At 58.1% G+C, this 17,124-nt stretch carries 10 protein-coding genes; 2 read left to right on the plus strand and 8 right to left on the minus strand.

The window, feature by feature from the left end:
- Positions 1 to 76: 76 nt before the first annotated feature.
- Entirely contained in the window at positions 77 to 1,201 is a 1,125-nt protein-coding gene (locus HDF14_RS07275) for a glycoside hydrolase family protein (RefSeq protein ID WP_183975023.1), read from the minus strand.
- Between the two features lie 307 nt (positions 1,202 to 1,508).
- On the opposite strand from HDF14_RS07275, the gene HDF14_RS07280 reads away from it, so the two are divergent.
- Both HDF14_RS07280 and HDF14_RS07285 read left to right on the plus strand, forming a co-directional pair.
- Positions 1,509 to 1,949 (plus strand): ArsR/SmtB family transcription factor, encoded by a 441-nt coding sequence (locus tag HDF14_RS07280; protein WP_260698093.1) that lies wholly within the window; start codon positions 1,509 to 1,511, stop codon positions 1,947 to 1,949.
- Between the two features lie 48 nt (positions 1,950 to 1,997).
- Entirely contained in the window at positions 1,998 to 2,480 is a 483-nt protein-coding gene (locus HDF14_RS07285; protein ID WP_183975025.1) for an arsinothricin resistance N-acetyltransferase ArsN1 family B, read from the plus strand.
- A 460-nt stretch (positions 2,481 to 2,940) separates the two neighbouring features.
- Here the strand turns inward: HDF14_RS07285 and HDF14_RS07290 are convergent, their stop codons facing one another.
- The 7 genes from HDF14_RS07290 to HDF14_RS07320 form a co-directional block, all read right to left on the minus strand.
- Complete coding sequence (locus tag HDF14_RS07290; protein WP_183975027.1) at positions 2,941 to 3,192, minus strand: hypothetical protein; 252 nt, start codon at positions 3,190 to 3,192, stop codon at positions 2,941 to 2,943.
- Between the two features lie 799 nt (positions 3,193 to 3,991).
- Positions 3,992 to 5,023 carry an IS110 family transposase gene (locus HDF14_RS07295; RefSeq protein ID WP_183975029.1) on the minus strand — a complete coding sequence of 344 codons (1,032 nt, stop codon included), beginning with the start codon at positions 5,021 to 5,023 and terminating at the stop codon, positions 3,992 to 3,994.
- A 127-nt stretch (positions 5,024 to 5,150) separates the two neighbouring features.
- Positions 5,151 to 8,969, minus strand: coding sequence for an FG-GAP-like repeat-containing protein (locus HDF14_RS07300; protein WP_183975031.1), 3,819 nt, complete (start codon positions 8,967 to 8,969; stop codon positions 5,151 to 5,153).
- 20 nt (positions 8,970 to 8,989) lie between these two features.
- A complete protein-coding gene (locus HDF14_RS07305; protein WP_183975033.1) occupies positions 8,990 to 10,582 on the minus strand; it encodes a tetratricopeptide repeat protein in 1,593 nt (530 codons plus the stop codon).
- Between the two features lie 18 nt (positions 10,583 to 10,600).
- Positions 10,601 to 14,245: a carboxypeptidase-like regulatory domain-containing protein gene (locus HDF14_RS07310; RefSeq protein WP_183975035.1), complete on the minus strand. Its 3,645-nt coding sequence runs from the start codon at positions 14,243 to 14,245 to the stop codon at positions 10,601 to 10,603.
- 840 nt (positions 14,246 to 15,085) lie between these two features.
- On the minus strand, positions 15,086 to 15,550 hold the full coding sequence (locus HDF14_RS07315) for a hypothetical protein (RefSeq protein WP_183975037.1): 465 nt from the start codon (positions 15,548 to 15,550) through the stop codon (positions 15,086 to 15,088).
- A gap of 6 nt (positions 15,551 to 15,556) precedes the next feature.
- Positions 15,557 to 16,960, minus strand: a complete 1,404-nt coding sequence (locus HDF14_RS07320; RefSeq protein ID WP_183975038.1) for a hypothetical protein — start codon at positions 16,958 to 16,960, stop codon at positions 15,557 to 15,559.
- Between the last annotated feature and the right edge of the window lie 164 nt (positions 16,961 to 17,124).

Consider the following 17,124-nt stretch of genomic DNA (forward strand, 5'->3'; position numbering starts at 1 on the left):
TTCATCATCCACGAAGGAACGCAGCTGCGCATGACGAATTAAGTCTGTCCATGTCGATATGTCGTTAAGCGGCGGATCACTTGTGCTGTTGTAGATCGCGGTCCAACGCTGCACCGTCGAAGGGGATCACGACGACTTTGCTTCCGTGTCCGTCGTTGCCTTTTTCGTCCTCCTTCGCGACGTCAATAACGGCGAGCGTTATTGCGACGACGTGACCGTTATCGAGAAAGACGCTGGGGCGTTCCATCTTGTTCCAGTGGTTGACGGTACCGTCAGTGTAGCGGACGAAGTCTCTGCGTGGATCGTAGGCGAGGCCGCGGAAGATCCAGTTGTGTATGCCGTCGACGGAGGTGAGATGGAAGGCCTTGCGATCGTTCCAGTCATTAACGGTGATGTGGAAGAGGCCGCCACTAAACCATACAACAGGATCCTCGAGATACTCTGGTTTACGTACGGCCAGCTCCGGAATCGTGGTATAGATCGGTGGCCCTTGTATCGTGTACGGTCCGAGGATGCCGGTTTTGCTGATCCAGATGCGGCCTGAGCGTGGGACGATCTCGAAGGCGCCATCTGGGCGGACCATGATGCTGACGTTGGACATCCGTTCATGCGCGCTGAACTCGTTGGGTACGAGTATGATCTTGCCGATGTTCTTCCACGGGCCGTCGAGCGAGCCTGAGATGAAGACATCGCCGGGCCGAGATTCACTGACGACGATGGCGTAACGGCCATCAGGGAGGCTAAGGGCGGTGACGTTGTGGCCTTTACCCTCCTGATCATTGGGCCAGCAAAGGCCTTTATCGACGTAGGGTCCGATGAGACTATCGCTGACGGCGTGCACGGCCTTGGAACGGAACCAGGCGTTGTGGCCGAAGGACTGATCCCAGCGACTCGCAAAAATGTGGTACTTGCCGTCCGGGCCGTGGATGATCTGCCCATCCCAGTAGTCCCACAGCTTGATGGTGGGGTCTTCGAGGCCGTTCTTTTGATCGCGCGGGCCGACGGTGACCGAACCCCATGCAGTGGTCGAGAGTGGGGAGACGATCGGCGTGGGCTGGAAGTAGTCGATAAAGGTCTTGCCGGCACTGGCGGAGGTCTGCGCGGGGCTTTGAGCGGAGGCGGCTCCGACAACGTTTGCGCCGAAAAGGAGAGTGGGAATAGCGAGCGAGTATAAGCGCAACAGTAATCGATTAAGTGCCATCGCACATACGGTATCAGTGAAACGTCGAGATCGGCAAGGGTCTCTTATGTGAGTTAAATCGCCGGCTCTAGCTGTAGCGGTGGGTTTGCGCAGGAAAGATCTATATTTGCTATGGCTGGGATGGAAGTCAACTCTTCGAAGGCCTCTGCAACAGCGCCTCCCCCCCGCATCGTACAGTGCGGTGACGAAAGTACGCTACCGAGCACTTCACCGAATTCAACAGCTGCTTGACACTTTGCCTCCAGAAGTTATATTTGCTTAGGCGACTATGTGGATTTTGCATTCGCATACGTCAAGGCATATGTAAATGAATGGCAGCGAAGCGACCTTTCAATGTGGAACGGTCTTTCAGGCACTCGGAAATAGCAGCCGGCTTCGGATACTGAATCTCTTCGGCGAAGAGGAGATTTGTGTTTGCTATTTTGTTGAGATCCTGGGTGGCCCTCAACCGAAGATCTCTCGGCACCTAGCTAGCCTACCTCCGCAGCGCCGGTGTCATCGAAGCACGGCGAGAAGGGAAGTGGATGCACTATCGCAAGGTCATCCCGCACACACAGGGGCGGAGCAAATTTTTCCGGCAGACGCTCTGCTGGTTAAGGGAAGAGAAGGCGATGCAGGCAGACAGGGCGCGCCTCACGAAAGCTACGCTCCAGCGAAGTATGCCCTGCTCGAAGGTGCTCCACTTATCTGCGACCATCGAAGAAGCGTCCTGCGAGGCCCGTTAGTGTCCACTCGCTTCCATGATTGATTACTGAACTGCAATTGGCGCTTAGCCGTGCAGATGTCAGGTGAACCTATGATCCGATACGCGAAGACGGATGATGCGGCGCTGGTCTGTGAAATCTATAATCATTACGTTCTCGGTACGACGATCAACTTTGAAGAGGAACCCGTCTCAACAGCTGAGATGGCTCAGAGGATCGCCGAAACTTTACAGAGTTTGCCTTGGCTCGTTTATGAACAGGACAAAAGCCTTCGGGGTTTTTGTTATGCGAGCAAATGGAAAGGGCGATGCGCTTACCGCCATTCGGTTGAATCGACGGTCTACGTGCGTAACGACTCAGTTGAAAGGGGCATCGGTTCTGACCTGTATTGTGTGCTGCTGGACGAGTTGCGTCAACGAAAGTTCCATACCGTCATTGGGGGCATAGCGTTACCGAACGACGCTAGCGTGATGCTGCATGAGAAACTCGGATTCGAGAAGGTAGCTCAGTTTCGGGAAGTCGGAAACAAATTTGATCACTGGACTGATGTCGGGTATTGGCAGCTTCTTTTGTAGCTAACACTAATCTCCTTACCAGCAGCGCCATCTGAGTTGGGGGATCTCGATGATTTGACACACCGGCTTTAGTCGCCTTCCACTGTACGTGAGCTGCATTATCGACATGAGAGTACGCTGCCGGCCACCGCTTCAAAGCACTACACAGGAACTCTCCGAGATCGCGATTCAAGCTGGTTGCGGTGCGTGAACATCAGGCCGTGCGATACGCCAGGATAATCGATCAGCCTGCCATCGAAGTCGCAAGCGCGATCTTGAGATCGACTGGCGGCCCTCCATCAGCAGGTCCTTGCGCGTTCTATACGGCGCGCGAGCACATATTGATGCACAGGCATGCCGATCGATCGGAGAAACGCGGTCTTAAGGTGCAAGGCGCTGATGCCGGCCTCCGCGGCGATCTTCTGAAGCGAGAGGCCGCCAGCGTCCGCAAGATGATCTTCGATGTAGGCAAGCGTCTGCCTCAGCCTGTGTCCGCCGAGGCCGCCCGTCTGTTCGGAGGCTTCGGCGCGCGCCCACGCGATGTTTCAAGCTGCGGATCGCGCATCTGGAAGCGGATGCGTAGCTCGAGGCGGCGCGGATCGAGCTCCTGATGCACGGCCACATCATCGACAAGAGCAGTAGGCAGCGCTACGATGAGCGCGGTATCGTTGCCGTCTTGCATCGTCCACCGCGAGGCGGTGCGCGCGGGAATCAGGTCGATATCCCCGTGCACGGCCAAGCCCGTATGCGCTTGGCGTGCGCGCCTGCAGGTGATGCGTGCGGCCGCGCCCACATGGACGGCAAGCAGAACACTTCCGAACTCCGGCACATCGAGCACGCCCAGGGGTCCGAGCGAGCAATACCATCACACCGTCCTCGACGATGCCAAAAGGTGTGATCTTCGGTTTTGGCAGAGGTGCGGTGCGCGGCATCGTTCGTCTCCCGGAGAATCCGGATCGGCTGGTCTTTGCCGGACGCGGCTCCGATAAATTGGATACGGAATAAAGCGGTCCTTGGTTCCCAGTTTTGGAGCTCGCTCGCGGAAGACTTCAGATCGCTACAGACCGGTGTCAAGTCGTGATGTAAAAGCCGCAATCGATTAGCGCGGCCGATACTTTGCTGAAGATCGGCAGAGTGAAGCGAACTACTCGGCATCGAGGCGGGAGGCAACAAGCTCGAAAGGGTCACATAAAGGGCGCAGTTAAGCTAGCGGCGATCGACTGATAACGGCAATGTATGGTCCGCCGCGTGACTGCAAGGATTAGTTCGAGCGAGAAGACAAGTCTGCGGCAATGTATTCGGCCTTTGATGGAGCCGCGTGCTCCTGGCCAGGATGAGTTCCGCTGCGTGTCTGTCCTTACAAGTCGGTCGGTCGTTGAAGACCATTATCGGTACCAGGTTGCGGACACGCCGTTGTGACTGTTCTTTCGTCCTTACTGTTCCTATGCAGACCTTGGTGGGAAAGTCGTCGTAGAGCGGTAAAGTGGGAGCGCGGAGCGCTTCCAAGCCGCAGGCGTCTTTTCCGCTCTATCTCATGCTCCCGCGATGCTCACTGCTGGCCGGTAATCTTCTCCGCTGGAGAGTACGGCCCAAGCGATGCGTGCAAGCTTGTTGGCCATCGCCACGACCAGCACGTTGCGTGGCGCTCGCGCTTCGAGCGCGTTCATCCATGCTCCGATTGGGAAACGATCTCGTTTTATGCGCATCGCGGCGGCACGTGCTCCGTGGATGAGCACCTTGCGCAGGTAGATGTTACCTCGCTTGCTGATGCCCAGCAGCTTGGCCTTGCCACCGGTCGAGTACTGCCTTGGCACGAGACCGAGCCATGCGGCGAAGTCTCGTCCCTTACGGAACGCCGCGCCGTTGCCGATGGCGGCGACGATAGCCGTTGCAACGATGGGACCGATGCCTGGGATCTGGCGGATACGGCAGCAACCTGCGTCGCTCGCAGCGATCTGTTCGAGCCTGTCAGCGAGCTCATCGATCTGCTGCTCGACGCTCTTCCACTCATCCCACAATATGCCGATCATGTTGCGCATCATCGGTGTCAGCGCGTTGTCCGCGTTCTCGAGCACATCGGCCATCGCAGCCTTCAGCTTAGCCGGCTTCTGAGCGAAGACCATGCCTCGCTCCAGGAGAAAGGCTCGTATCTGGTTGATGACCGCCGTTCGCCGTGAGACGAGACGGTCCCGAACTCGGTGCATCGCCTGCAGGTCGAGCTGATCATCCGTCTTGATCGGCACAAAGCGCATGTTCTTGCGCTCGACGGCTTCGGCGATAGCCTCTGCATCCACGAAGTCGTTCTTGTTGGACTTCACAAACGGCTTCACGAACTGCGCCGGGATCAGTCGCACGTCGTGGCCTTGCTGCCGCAACGCACGACCGAGAAAGTGCGCTCCGGAGCAGGCTTCCAAGCCGATCAACGAAGTCTGCATGTCCGCAGTGAACGCCAGCAACTGCTTCTGCGTGAATTTCTTCTTCACCAGCACCTTGCCGGATGCTCCCAAAGCAGCAAGGTGAAACGTCGTCTTGCCCAGGTCAATGCCTACTGAACGAATCTGCATGTCGATGATCCTCCTTAGAAACCGCTACTACCATCCTCCGCCTCAGCGGAGGGTTACAGCGGCGGACCATCTCATTAGTCGGCTTTCTATGAGCAGGTACTGGTGTTAAGGGCCAGCGAGAAGGACCTCATGGGGTGCCCATCCTTTCGAGCGCGGATTTCACGGCGGCGTTGTCGGGGTGGCGGGCAAGGAAGGCGGTGAGGATCTCGCGAGAGCGATCGCGCTGTCCGCGGCGGTTATACAAGGATGCGGCGTTGATGGCGGCACGATCAAAATCCGGAACGAGTCGGCGGCAGCGCTCGAACTGTTCGAGCGCTTCGTCGGTCATTCCGAGGCGGAGCAGGACGGCGCCAAGATTATTGGTAGCGTCGGGATTGCTGGGGTCGAGACGGATTGATGTTTCGAGCTCTTCACGGGCGCGCTTCAAGTCGTTCTGCGCGACGAGTGTTATGGAAAGATCGAGATGAAGCTGGGCGACGCCGGGCGCGGTGGCGATCAGCTCTTCAAGGGTCTTCTGGGCTTCGGCGGCACGGTTCTGAAACTGGTAAATGCGCATCATGTTTTCGATCGCGTTGGCGTGATGCGGATTGGCAAGCGCGGCGTGGCGGAAGTCACCGAGGGCCTCGTCATACCTCTGCTCGGAGCCAGAGACTGTGCCGAGGTTGTTCCAAGCGTCTGAGTCTTGCGGGTTGAGGCGCGTTGCTTCGGTGAGGTACTTGCGGGCTTCGGTATAGAGCTTGCGGTTGAGGTAAGTGGTGCCGACGTTGAACCAGGCAAGCTGATTGTTAGGATCGGCGTCGATGGCGCGGAGAAAGGCCGACTGGGCAGCTTGGTCGTGGCCGTACCCAGAGAAGGCGATGCCGAAGGCGAGGTAGTCGTGTTGCATGGGAGCGCCGTAGTAGGGGCCGGGAAACGGCACGGCATGAGCGAGGAATTCGTTAGGCGTGCGCGGCGCGGAGCTGGCGTCTGTGATAACTTCCTGCGCAGCGACCAGGCCGTTATAAACGCGGACGATCGCGCCCTGCATGTCGAGGAGAAAGGAGACGGGCAAGGGCATGTCGCGGCGGCGATCGAAGAGGTATCGGTACTGGATGTTCCAGGGGCCGAGCTCCTTTTCAGTAGCCACGTGAATGGGGAGGGTAGAGGTTACGTAGGCGGATCGCTGCTCATTGAAAGATGCGGAGACAACGAAGAGCGCGAGGTTGGCGGTAACGAATGCCGCGGAGTTCTGTGTGAGTTGTTCGAGCTGTCTCCAACTGTCTTGATTCGCGGTGCAATCCGCGCCGAGGAAGGTGAGGAGGACTTTCGTTCCCTTGAGATCGCTGAGTTGATGGATCTCGCCGGTGGTGTCGGGAAGCTTGAGGGGGGGACCGAAGAGTGGAGCGATGAGCCATGTGGCCAGCCTTGTATCAACTTGTGCAGACAGCTGCGAAGGAGGTGGAGTTGAGGCGGTGCGCGATGGGATGGGTCGATAGAGTTCTGCCTTGAAGGTCGGCGTCCCTTCATCGATCTGAATGCGATGGTTGATTGGGAGGCCGTCGTAGCGTTCGACGTTGCCGGTGGGCCAGCGGATTGAGATGGAGATCGGTCCCGATGCGCTACCGAGGCCGAAGGATAGTTCCTTTGTGTGTTGCGAGGCGAAGCCACTGCCCGCGGAGATGAACTTAGTCTGGCGTTGCGCTCCCGACTCGATGGTGACGGTCGCGCCGATTGCGTCGCGGTTGCTGGTGTGGCCGGTGAGGCGAAGGACGATCGAGTTGCCGATGTCTTCGAGGTCGTTGCGGAATAGGCGTAGTTGTGGGCCTGTTCGGTTTTTGAGGACAAATTCCAGGCGGCCGTCGTGGTCGAAGTCACTGAGCGAAAAAGCGCGAGCGTCGTCGATGAGGTCGAGACCTACCGCGCCGGAGACCTCCGAGAACGTGCCGTCGCGGTTGTTAGCGAAGAAGACGTTGCGCTGGTAACCGCTCCAGGAGTAGCCGGAGCGGAGAAGCTCGTTGATGGCGTTCCAGGCGAGTTCGTACTCGGGCGATGCTCCGGCGGAGGTAGCGGAGCGTTGCGCGACCTGTCGCCAGAAGAAGCTCTGTAGATCATAGTGGTCGGGGCTGGAGACAAAGCCATTGGCGACGTAGAGATCCGCCCAGCCATCGTTGTCGAAGTCCCATGATGCACACGACCATGACCAGCCGCACTTGGCCGATCCGGCATGGACGGTCTGGTCGGCGAAGCTGCCATCGCCGTTGTTGCGATAGAGCGAGTTGCCCGCATTGTGCTTGCGATAGAGGGCGCGAATGGCGGGATTGACGCCGGGGAGGAACTGATCGTCGGCGGTGATGCGGTTGCCTTCGGCGAGCCACATGTTGGCGACATAGAGGTCCTGAAGACCATCGTTGTCGTGGTCGATCCAGCAGACGCTCATGCCGGGCCCGTAATCTTCGACCCCGGCTTTGGTGGCGATGTCGGTGAAGGTGCCGTCGCCGTTGTTGTGGTAAAGATTTTTGCGGCCGAAGTCGTTGGCGACATACAGATCGGGCCAACCGTTGTTGCCGCAATCGCACCAAGCGGCGGCGAAGCTAAAGCGATTGTTGTTCTGGTCCATGCCGCTCGAAACGGTGACGTCTTCGAATGTTCCGTCGCCAAGGTTACGGAAGAGGAAGTTTGGCGGCCCATTCTCCGCGTCATAGTAAGGCGCCGGAAACTGGTGATGGTTCAGGCCTTTGTAGTAACTGTAGGTGCAGAGATAGACATCAAGCAGGCCATCGCGGTTGTAGTCCACAATCGCCGCGCTGGTGAAGGTGCCTTGCGGAAGCCTGGCGAAGTGGAAGGCATCAGGGCGGGGCTCGAAGCGGCCATTGTCCACGTTCTCGAAGAGCAGCACGCCGCCGGTGCGGACGACCAGAAGGTCTTGGCGGCCACGATTCTGGAAGTCCGCGAAGAGTGCAGAGGCAGTGCCGTCCAGGATGCCGGTGCCGGAGGCGTCGGTGATGTCTTCAAGGGTGCCATCGTGTCGGTTGCGATAAAGGCGGTTAGGAAGACCAGCGGGTTGGCAGACGTAGAAGCTGTCATATCCGCTTGCATCAATGTCGCCGACGGCGATGCCGTGGTTTCCGTAAACGTCGATGCCGGTTGCGCCGTCGAGGGCGGTGCGCCATGCGTCGATACCAAGCGACAACTGGTTGCCTTGGGTGAGGCAGCGGCTGGTGATCTCGTTGAAGCCGGGCCCAATCAGGCGGCTGCGGAGTTCGGGATCGGCCCCCCAGTGTGTGACGTTCCACTTGGCTGTGTCTTCTCTTGCCCACGCGAGCTTCCACGCTCCAACGCGTTGTTCGCGTGCGCCATCGTGCGTTTTTCCGACAAGGTTATAGCGAATGTCCGTGTCGATGATTAGCGGCGAGGTCGTGGCGATGCGGATGCCGCAGAGGTCGAGCTCAAGGGTTTCGACCTTGGCGTAGGGAGCAAGGTATGTGGTTAGTCCAGCGAGAAATTTCTCCGGGCTGCTGCCCTGCGATGTCTGGAAGCTGCGGCGTTCGACGTAAAGCGCGCCAGAGTTGCGAAGTGGAACCGCTTGGAATTGAGCCATCGAGCAGGCGGTGAGCGATTCCGCGAGATGACTGCGTATAGCACCGGTTACAGGTCTCTCGGCACATATTGAGGCGACCCATGAATCCAGCACTTCGATAATGCCGACAGCATATTGCTCACAAACAAAGATGTCTGCTGCGGGATCGAGTTTGGCTAGAAAGCGTTCAAGCAGCGGAGGGTAAAGCGTCCGCGAGGTTGCCAGACATCGGAGAGATATTGGGGACGGCGGAAGCAACGGCGCGGCGCGGAGTTTGGCCGCACGCAACGCGAGAAGGATACCTCCGGAGCGAAGGAACGACCGGCGGGAGAACCACGTCGATGAGTCAGGATCGGGACGGTTCGAGGGAGGATGTGTGTCTTTGGTCATTGAGTTATTAGGTCAGGGCGTCATCGCGATGCAGCTCCGCCTGTCATTTCGCGCATTTCGATGGTGGCGTTGGCTCGGCGTTGCGCGATAAGCGCCTTGGCCTGGTCTTCTGCCTTCTGAGCGAGGACGACATTGCCGGTCTTGCGGTACAGACGTGAGAGCTGGAAGTGGATGCTGCCGTCCTGATCTCCGGGAAGTGCTAACTGATACTCGCGTATGGCAGCCTCGGTACTGCCTTCCTCGGCATCGGCGTGGGCCAGCAGGAGGTGTACTCGGGGCTGTATCTCTGGCGGTCCGGCGGCGCACTTCGCAAGATAGGGCCGGGCTTCGGCGTAGTGAAAATTGGCGGCCAGGACTTCGGCCATGAGGAGGTTTAATTGCGCGTCCTGTGGGCGGTCGGCGAGAGCGATCTTGTCGGTAGCTGCAGCTTCGTCGAGCCGGCTCGTGCCAATGTCGGCGACCACCGAGCCGAGGAGAGCGCCGGGGTCGTGAGGATCAACTTCGAGGGCCTTTCGGTATTCGCCGAGGGCACTATCCATCTGGCGCTGGTCGCGGTAGAGGTCGCCGACCATGTCGAAGGCGAAGGCTGAGCGCGGGGCGAGATCTTCGAAGCGAGCGAGGGCGGCTACGGCCATGCGCTCGTTCGATTTGATGGACCAGTAGAGGGCTTCGGGATCTTGCGGGGAACGTTTCAGAGCTTCGTCTGCCTGCGCAGCGCTGCGTTCATAGTCTCCCGCCCAGAAGGCGCAGGCCGCTGCGTCCAGCAGAGCGGAAGCGGCATCGCAGGTGGGCCATGACGCCTTACTTGGCGCGGAGCTGAGCTGCTCGTCCAGCTTTTGCAAGGCAGTTTGCGAGTTTGCGGGAATCGGAAAGAGATCAGGGTGAAACTTTAGCCAGCTTACTGTGCGCGCAAAGGTAGCGTGCTGGGACGGAGTGGCTTTGGCGAGCGCGTCGTTGTACGTGTCGGCGGCTTCAAGAGGACGGCCCTGAGCGAGAAGCTCGTCGGCGAAGAGAGCTCGGGCCCAGACAGATTGCGGCTGGGTGGTGGCTAACTCCTCGCCATCGGCGGCAATGACTCTGAGCGACGCGGTGCCAAGGCCGAGCCATGCGGCAGGGCTATCCGGAGTGAGGCGGGTCGCATTGGCAAAGGCAGACTCTGCCTCGCGGGGTTTGTTCAGGGCCGCGTCGGCTTTGGCGAGAGTGAGAAAGACTTCGGGGTCGTTGGGCTGAAGGCTGTGCGCTTTGTTGAGATAGGGCAACGCCAATCCGGGCTTGCCGGACTGGATATACCCCTTGCCGAGAAAGAGCATGGGAATATAGAGGGTGGGTCTCATCCTCAGAGCGTGTTTCAGACTGATGATGGAAGGGCCAATCTGGCCCGCTAGATACTCCATGACCCCGCGGTTGGACCAGAGCTCAGGCGTGGCAGGAGCAAGAGTTGTGGCCTGAGCGTAGATGGCTGCAGCTTCAGCGTACTTTCCGGAAGATTGAGCGGCCCGCGCCCTCTCGAGAAGTCCGTCGAGATCTTGTGCCTGGCCGCGCAAGGGACAGGCACAAAGCACACCGGCGAAGAGCGACACCGAGAACGCAACGCGCCAAATTAGTTGAGACAACCGCATCGGACGACCAATTTACCAGATTACTTTTAGAGCGAATTGAATGGATCTGGCGTCAAATGCTTGGGTTATATACCCAAACTTTCCTATACCGTCGTCCACGCCCGTATCGGGAGTAAAAAAATTCGCGTGATTCGGCAGGTTGTAAAACTCTGACCGGAACTGGAGGTTGATAGTGTCGTGGATCTGCCACACCTTCTGTATCGATGCGTCCCAATTATCATACCCAGGAGACCGCAGGTAGGAGAGATATCGGGAGGTATTGCCGGGGGTGTAGGCGGGCGCATCCTCGAAGGCTGTGGTGTTGAACCAAGTCCCGGTGCCAGGAACAATCTTACTTCCTATGCCGGGATGAGAGACATGGGGGTCCGCGATCTGTTGCGCATGTTGATTGCCGCCGAAGTAGTTCGAGTTGCTGTTCCCGGTGACGCTGAGCGGAAGTCCCGACTTGATCGTGGTGATACCTGATACCTGCCATCCTCCAATCACTGCGTTGGTGACTCGGCCAGCATTTCCGGCAAACCTCTTACCTCTACCGACAGGGAGCTCGTAGATGTAGTTCACCACCAGACTGTGGGTCTGGTCAGTTCCGTCGACAGACCTGTCGAATCCGGGATCATAGTTGTTGCGGTAGCCGGCCGAGTTACCGCGATAAGCCCAGTCGGCGGTTCCGCCGGTGTCATCAATGAACCTCGAGAAAGTGTACGAGACGAGGACGTTCAATCCTGCGTGGAAGCGGTGATTGTAGTCGATCAAGAGCGCGTTGTAGTAGGAATCGCCGATGGTAGGCTCTGACTCCTGCACGCCGCAGTACTGCGGGAATGGCTCAAGCAGATGGGCCTGCTGAATAGTGGGGGCATCGAGACCGCAGGAACTGGACTTGATGACGCCATAGAACGGATTGGGCACCATGGCGACCAGATTGGCATTGTTCGCCGCCGTGACCAGCGTGGGATCTAGTTGTGTGCGATTAATGTAGTTGGCAAGCAGATGGGTTCCGCGATTGCCAATGTAGCTCGTCGTCAGCACGTCGTTTGTGGTAAACGCATACTGCATGCCCAGCGAGAACTGCTGCAGGAGGGGAGAATGACGATTGTAGTGAACTCCTGTGCTTGCAGTATTGCCGAGGTCAGTCAAAGGCCCAAGCGAGTTGCCGGTGGGCGCCAGCAGCCCATTCGGGAAGGGGTTGCTGACGGTCGTCTTGAGGGTGAGACCTCCATTGTCGCTGGCGTCGTAGTTTGTCGCCTGGCTGAATCCAGGGCTGGCCTGGATCCCGACGAAAGAGGATGGAGGAAAGAATATCCCGTATCCGCCGCGCAATACGATGTGCGAGTTCAGTTGATCGGTAAACCCGAAGCGAGGCGCGACGTTGGTCAGATTCAGATTGTTGAGGCCGCGATTGCCAGAGGTGCTGAAGATCTCCTGGCCCGGAAGCGTCAGCCCAACCGAACTGCTGATAGGGTTGATGCCGGTGTAGTCGAAGTAGGCCTGACGGTTATGTCGCTCAGTGAATGAAGGCTGGAATTCGTAACGCAGTCCGAGGTTGAGCATGACTGTCTTCGTGACCTTGAAGTTGTCCTGACCGTAGAAGCCGATGTAATGTCTTTCGGGGGCGGTGTGGAAAGCGTTCAGGGTAGTAGGATTGCTGCTCGTTCCGCTATCCGGAGTGCCGATTAGAAGCGAAGCAAATCCATAGCCTGCAGCACCAACCGGACTCGTGTTCAGAAACTGTGAAGTGTAATCCGGCTGAAAGCTAAACTGAGTATCCGCGGGACCATTGCCGTTATTCTGCAGGACGACGTCGATGAAGCCGAAGGAGAGGTCGTGCTGCTTGAGCGTCTTGGTTGCGTCTACACTCACACTGCCGACATTGGCGATGCCGGCGCCGAAGCCGCCCTGGACCGGTCCGAGCGAAGAGCCTCCGTTGCCGACAAATATCTCCGGAAACTGGTTAGAATTGGCGTTGAGGGCCGCCGGCAGCCCAAGGGTTGTCAGATCGAACGGGTAGCCTTGGTACAGGCCGCCCTGGTTCCAGCGATGGAACCCGGCGTTTGCGCTGATCGCGGTGGTCGCATTGAAGATATGGCTGAAGCCGGTGGCGATGCTGTAGCGGTTGTTGGGGCGGATGTTGCCCGGACCTCCGGGATCGCTCGCGCCATAATAGGTGGGCGAGTTCGTCTTCTGCTCATGCTTGTTGGCGTAGCGGAAGTACATGCGGGTTGCGTCGGTGAAGTTGTGGTCGACACGGACGATGAACTCGTTTGAGGTGGTCGGCGCGGAGGCGGTCGCAAAGAAGTTGTTGCTTACGCTGCTGTTGGTCGGTGTCGGGTAGTACGAGATGAGCTTTGCGCCGACCGGGTTGATCGCTGAAGAGACGTTGTTGTTCTGGAATGGATCGCGGTAGTAGCAGGTCGGCGTTCTGCCCGGGCAGCTAACCTGCTTGCCGGTCGTGGGGTCGACGGTTCCGTCGGTCAAAACTCTTCCGGTTGCGGGATTGAAGAGCTGATTCACCTGGATGGTGTTGCCAAAGGGATCGAGAACATTCGTGGTCGCGCCGTTTACTGTTTGCGTGACCAAAGCCCCCGTCAGCAGTTGCGAGAAGTCGCCTGTCCGCATGGCGGCAGTCGGAACCGTAAACGTGCTATTAACCGGGGATCCTTGACGCAGCCCCTCGTAGGCACCGAAGATGAAGGTCTTGTTACGCTGCTTGTAGAGTCCGGGAATATAGAGCGGCCCACCGGCGGAAACACCAAACTGGTTGCGCTGGAATCTTTGTCTCGGGCTGCCGTTGTAGTTGTTAAAGTAATTGTTGGCATCCAGGTCGGAGTTCCGGATGAACTCAAAGACGTCGCCATGAAAGTTGCTGGTGCCGGACTTGGTCTGAATATTGATGACGTTCCCGGTACTGAATCCATTCTGGGCAGTGAACGAGTTGGTTTGGATCTTGAACTCGCCGACGGCCTCAACAGAAGGTACGTAGATGACGGCACCCCAGGTGCTGTCCGTATCCCAGACACCGTCTATCAGATATCCGGAGGTGCCAAAGAAGCCTCCGCCAAAGTTTAGGAATGACACGTCCTGGTCTGCTTTGCCGGACGTTCCCCCTTCGCCGAGTTGCTGACTCTCAGAGGTATTCGAAACAGAAGAGTTGAGCGTCGCAAGAGAGATGACGTTCCGAAGGTTGAGCGGAAGGTCTTCGACTTGCTTCGAGGTGATCTCGGATGAGAGGTTGGCGTCGCCGGTGTTCAGTAGAGGAGCCTGGCTCGTGACTTCGACCCGCTCAGTTTCAGCACCAATAGGAAGCAGAATGTCCTGATGGGCGGAGTGGTCCGCGACAAGGGTTATCCCTTTTTGCTGATAGGATTTGAAGCCCTTCATCTGAACCTGCAGGTTGTACTGTCCTGGTGGCAGCAGCGAGACCGTAAAGTTGCCGTTGGACTCCGTCTTAATCATACGGGAGACACCGTTGTCGGTACCCGAGACGATGACGGTCGCTCCTGAGATGACCGCGCCGGTGATGTCAGTAATAGTCCCGGTGAGGGTCGCCGAGGTGGTAAGGTCCTGAGCGACCAGAATAGGCGGCATGGTGGCGAGCGTGATAGCTGCGAAAATTGAGAAAAAGGCAATCCACACCATACCTGAAGAGCGAGAAACCTTCATTGCACGCTTCCTCCAAAAAATTCCTACTCGCTCGTCCAGAACTTTTCACGTTCCGTAACGTGACAAATGCAAGTAGGATTGCGGAAATCATTACGGACATCCGAGACAAAGCAGGCAAGGTGTAATACGGTAACCTGGCACGTAATCTCTCATTAGCGCTTTTATTTCAGTTACTTACTGGCTTGGTAGGGTACCGTCCGTTTACGCAATATCTGCTGCGGGACGGAAGGCCTGAGATTTGCGGAAGCGTCTGCAAGAACCGGAGTATGAGGGCGGCGGAACGGGAATTCAAGGAATGCTTGCGCGCACGATACGAATCTGGTGATCAGTGAAAGAGGCGTGCGTTTGGGAACCTCAATCCTCGGCATGTGACAGGTGACGCAGTTCTTGGTGGCCACCTTGCAGGCGGGTGCGGCTGAGATCAAAGTGGACGACGAAGGGGGCTGTCGACCCGGCTGACGCAGCCGTGAGCTATGGCAAGCGAGACAGTTGTGATCGTAAGCTGCACTCTCGCGGACCAAGGGCATATGGGGTTTATGACAGGCAATGCAAGTGATGCGGGCGTCGCCGGCCTTTCCCCAGCAACGGCTCTTCTCCAGGCGGTAGGGCTGAAAGCGGACTGGGATCTGGAACGAAGACGCTCGATAGAGTGGAGGCGGTAGTGTGGCAGGCGAAGCAGCGCTGCGTGGTCTCTAATGCAAGTTCGTGTCCGAGAGCGTCGTGCGGGCTGGCAGGAGGCCGTTCGGAGTGGCCGACTGTGATGTCAAGGGCGTTTAGGGCGGTGTAAGAGCTGAGGCGCGACTCGATGTAGCCGTCCTTTTGCCTGAGGAGATAGGTCTGTCAGGCCTCGCCGTTGCCGAAAGCCCAGGCGACAGCTCTGGAGTCGGAATGTGACCCGGAGGCTGAGACGGAGTTAGCCGAGAAGATGATGCCACTAGGGGTCTGCTGAACTGAGTATGAGAAGGCGCTCTCCTGAAACTTCAATGGTGAGTGGATGGAGAGTAGTGAGGCAGGTGTTGCCGCATGGTACATGGGAGTCTGGTGCTGAAGAGAGGCTATGCCGGCGTGGCAACTCGCGCAGACGGCCTCGCCTGCGTACTCGCTAGCGGCTAGATCGCCTTTGGTAGGCAAGAAAGCGGAAGCGTACATGCGCTCCTGAGTTGTGAGACTAGTAGGTGCAGCAACGATATGGGGAGTTGGGTTCGATCGGGCGTAGCAGAGGGTGACGGTTGCGATGCCTGCCACGCAGTGCAGATGGATCGCGGGCCAGAACCGCGTCACTGGGCTCGGTCTAATGGCTGGCACCCGGGTCTACCAATACGATGTGGCAACCACATCGACGGCCACCGGAGCGTTGCCTAGGACCTTAATGCGGAGGACGGCCTGCATGCTTTTTCCCTCCCAGCCGGGGGGAGCGGACTTCAGAAGGTCGTTCATTCTGTCCGGGCTGGTAACGAACTCGGCTGCGGCTTGAGTGCCAAACGAGCCGATGCCGCCAATGGAAAGCAGTGGGCCACCGGTATTCGAGTGTTGCAACCGTGATATCAGGGCGTAGTCTTCGGTCGCTGGGGTTCCGTTTTCTTCGTTGATAGTCCAGCTATGTGCGGGGTCAGCGCGATTTTCAATCCTTATGCCATCTCGAAACGAGTAAGGAAGGTCATTAATGGTCTCTAGTGTCCAAGTGTCGTTGAAGCCGCCGACGAGCACGGCAGGGGTATTGCGGATGTCACCCATGGTGATGTCCGATGCAGACCTGAGATTGTATGGCTTGTCCCAGCCCTTCATGAGGCTCACGACCTGCGTGACGGCTGCGAGATCCGCGACACTTACGAAGCAGTCCTTGACCGCCGTGAGATCGTCCGCCTGAATGGTGCCGCCCTTAGGGAGATCTACAAAGAACTCGGGGCCATTGTGTTTGATTCCATGCTCCTTTTGATAGCGGGCGAGGTACGCGGGCGTGAAGCGGTAGACGGCGTTTGATCCGACATAGACGAGGACAGGCTGGCCGGAGCGGGTCAGCGGTGCCCAGAATCTCTGCTGCAACCTATCAACGCGGACCATCCAAGCCTTCCATCCGGTGAGAACAAGCAGAACGAAGACCACTGCGGCAATAGGGATGTAAACTTTCAACCGTCCCGCCTGTGGGGGGTAGTCGACGCCGACCGGGAGAGGAGTGGCGTGATCGATCACCGCCGGCGCTTCTAAGGCTGCAGTGACTGTATGGTCTGTCGTGTCATGTGAGACGGAGTCGAGTGCGGACGCGGAGACCGGAACTGGGCTCGAACCGTGGTCCTCTCTTAGCGTGTGTTCGTAGTGAAAGGTGACCCGGTACGATCCGGGCTTGAGCTCGATGTGGACAATCTCAGGGTGTGCGTCGGAGTTGGTGTGGGAGGTGGGTTCGATGGCCTGGTAGAACTGAGCGAGGCGCTTGCGGACGTCGGCGGCACGCATACGGACGACTGGATCTTCGCTGGTGTCGTAGTTAGCAGCGCGGCCGAAGACCTCGATGCCGAGGATGCGTTCACGCAAGGAGGCGTCGTCGCCGTGCAGGGAGTGCTTGACGATGTAGTTAAGGAGATCCTGGCACTGCCTGCTGGTGCGAAAGGGCTGGCTTTGCAGAATGAGTTGCAGGGTGGCGCGAACCGCCGCATCGCTGGGCTCCAAGCGGGGTAGCGTGGTGGAAAGATTCTCTGGCGCGTGCGGCGCAGTCTGCATAGTTTTCAACCGTTCAGATAACGTAACATGCGGCAGTATACCTCCGCTGGTTAACGTCTCGCACTAAGAGATGCAAGACTGTCAGCGAAGGTCTGCCCGGTCGTTCGACTTTCAGAGTGTGGACTGTCGTCGCTGAGCGCGCGAAGCCGCGTAGGTTCGGCCAG

Source organism: Tunturiibacter gelidiferens (assembly GCF_014201335.1).
GTDB lineage: Bacteria > Acidobacteriota > Terriglobia > Terriglobales > Acidobacteriaceae > Edaphobacter > Edaphobacter lichenicola_E.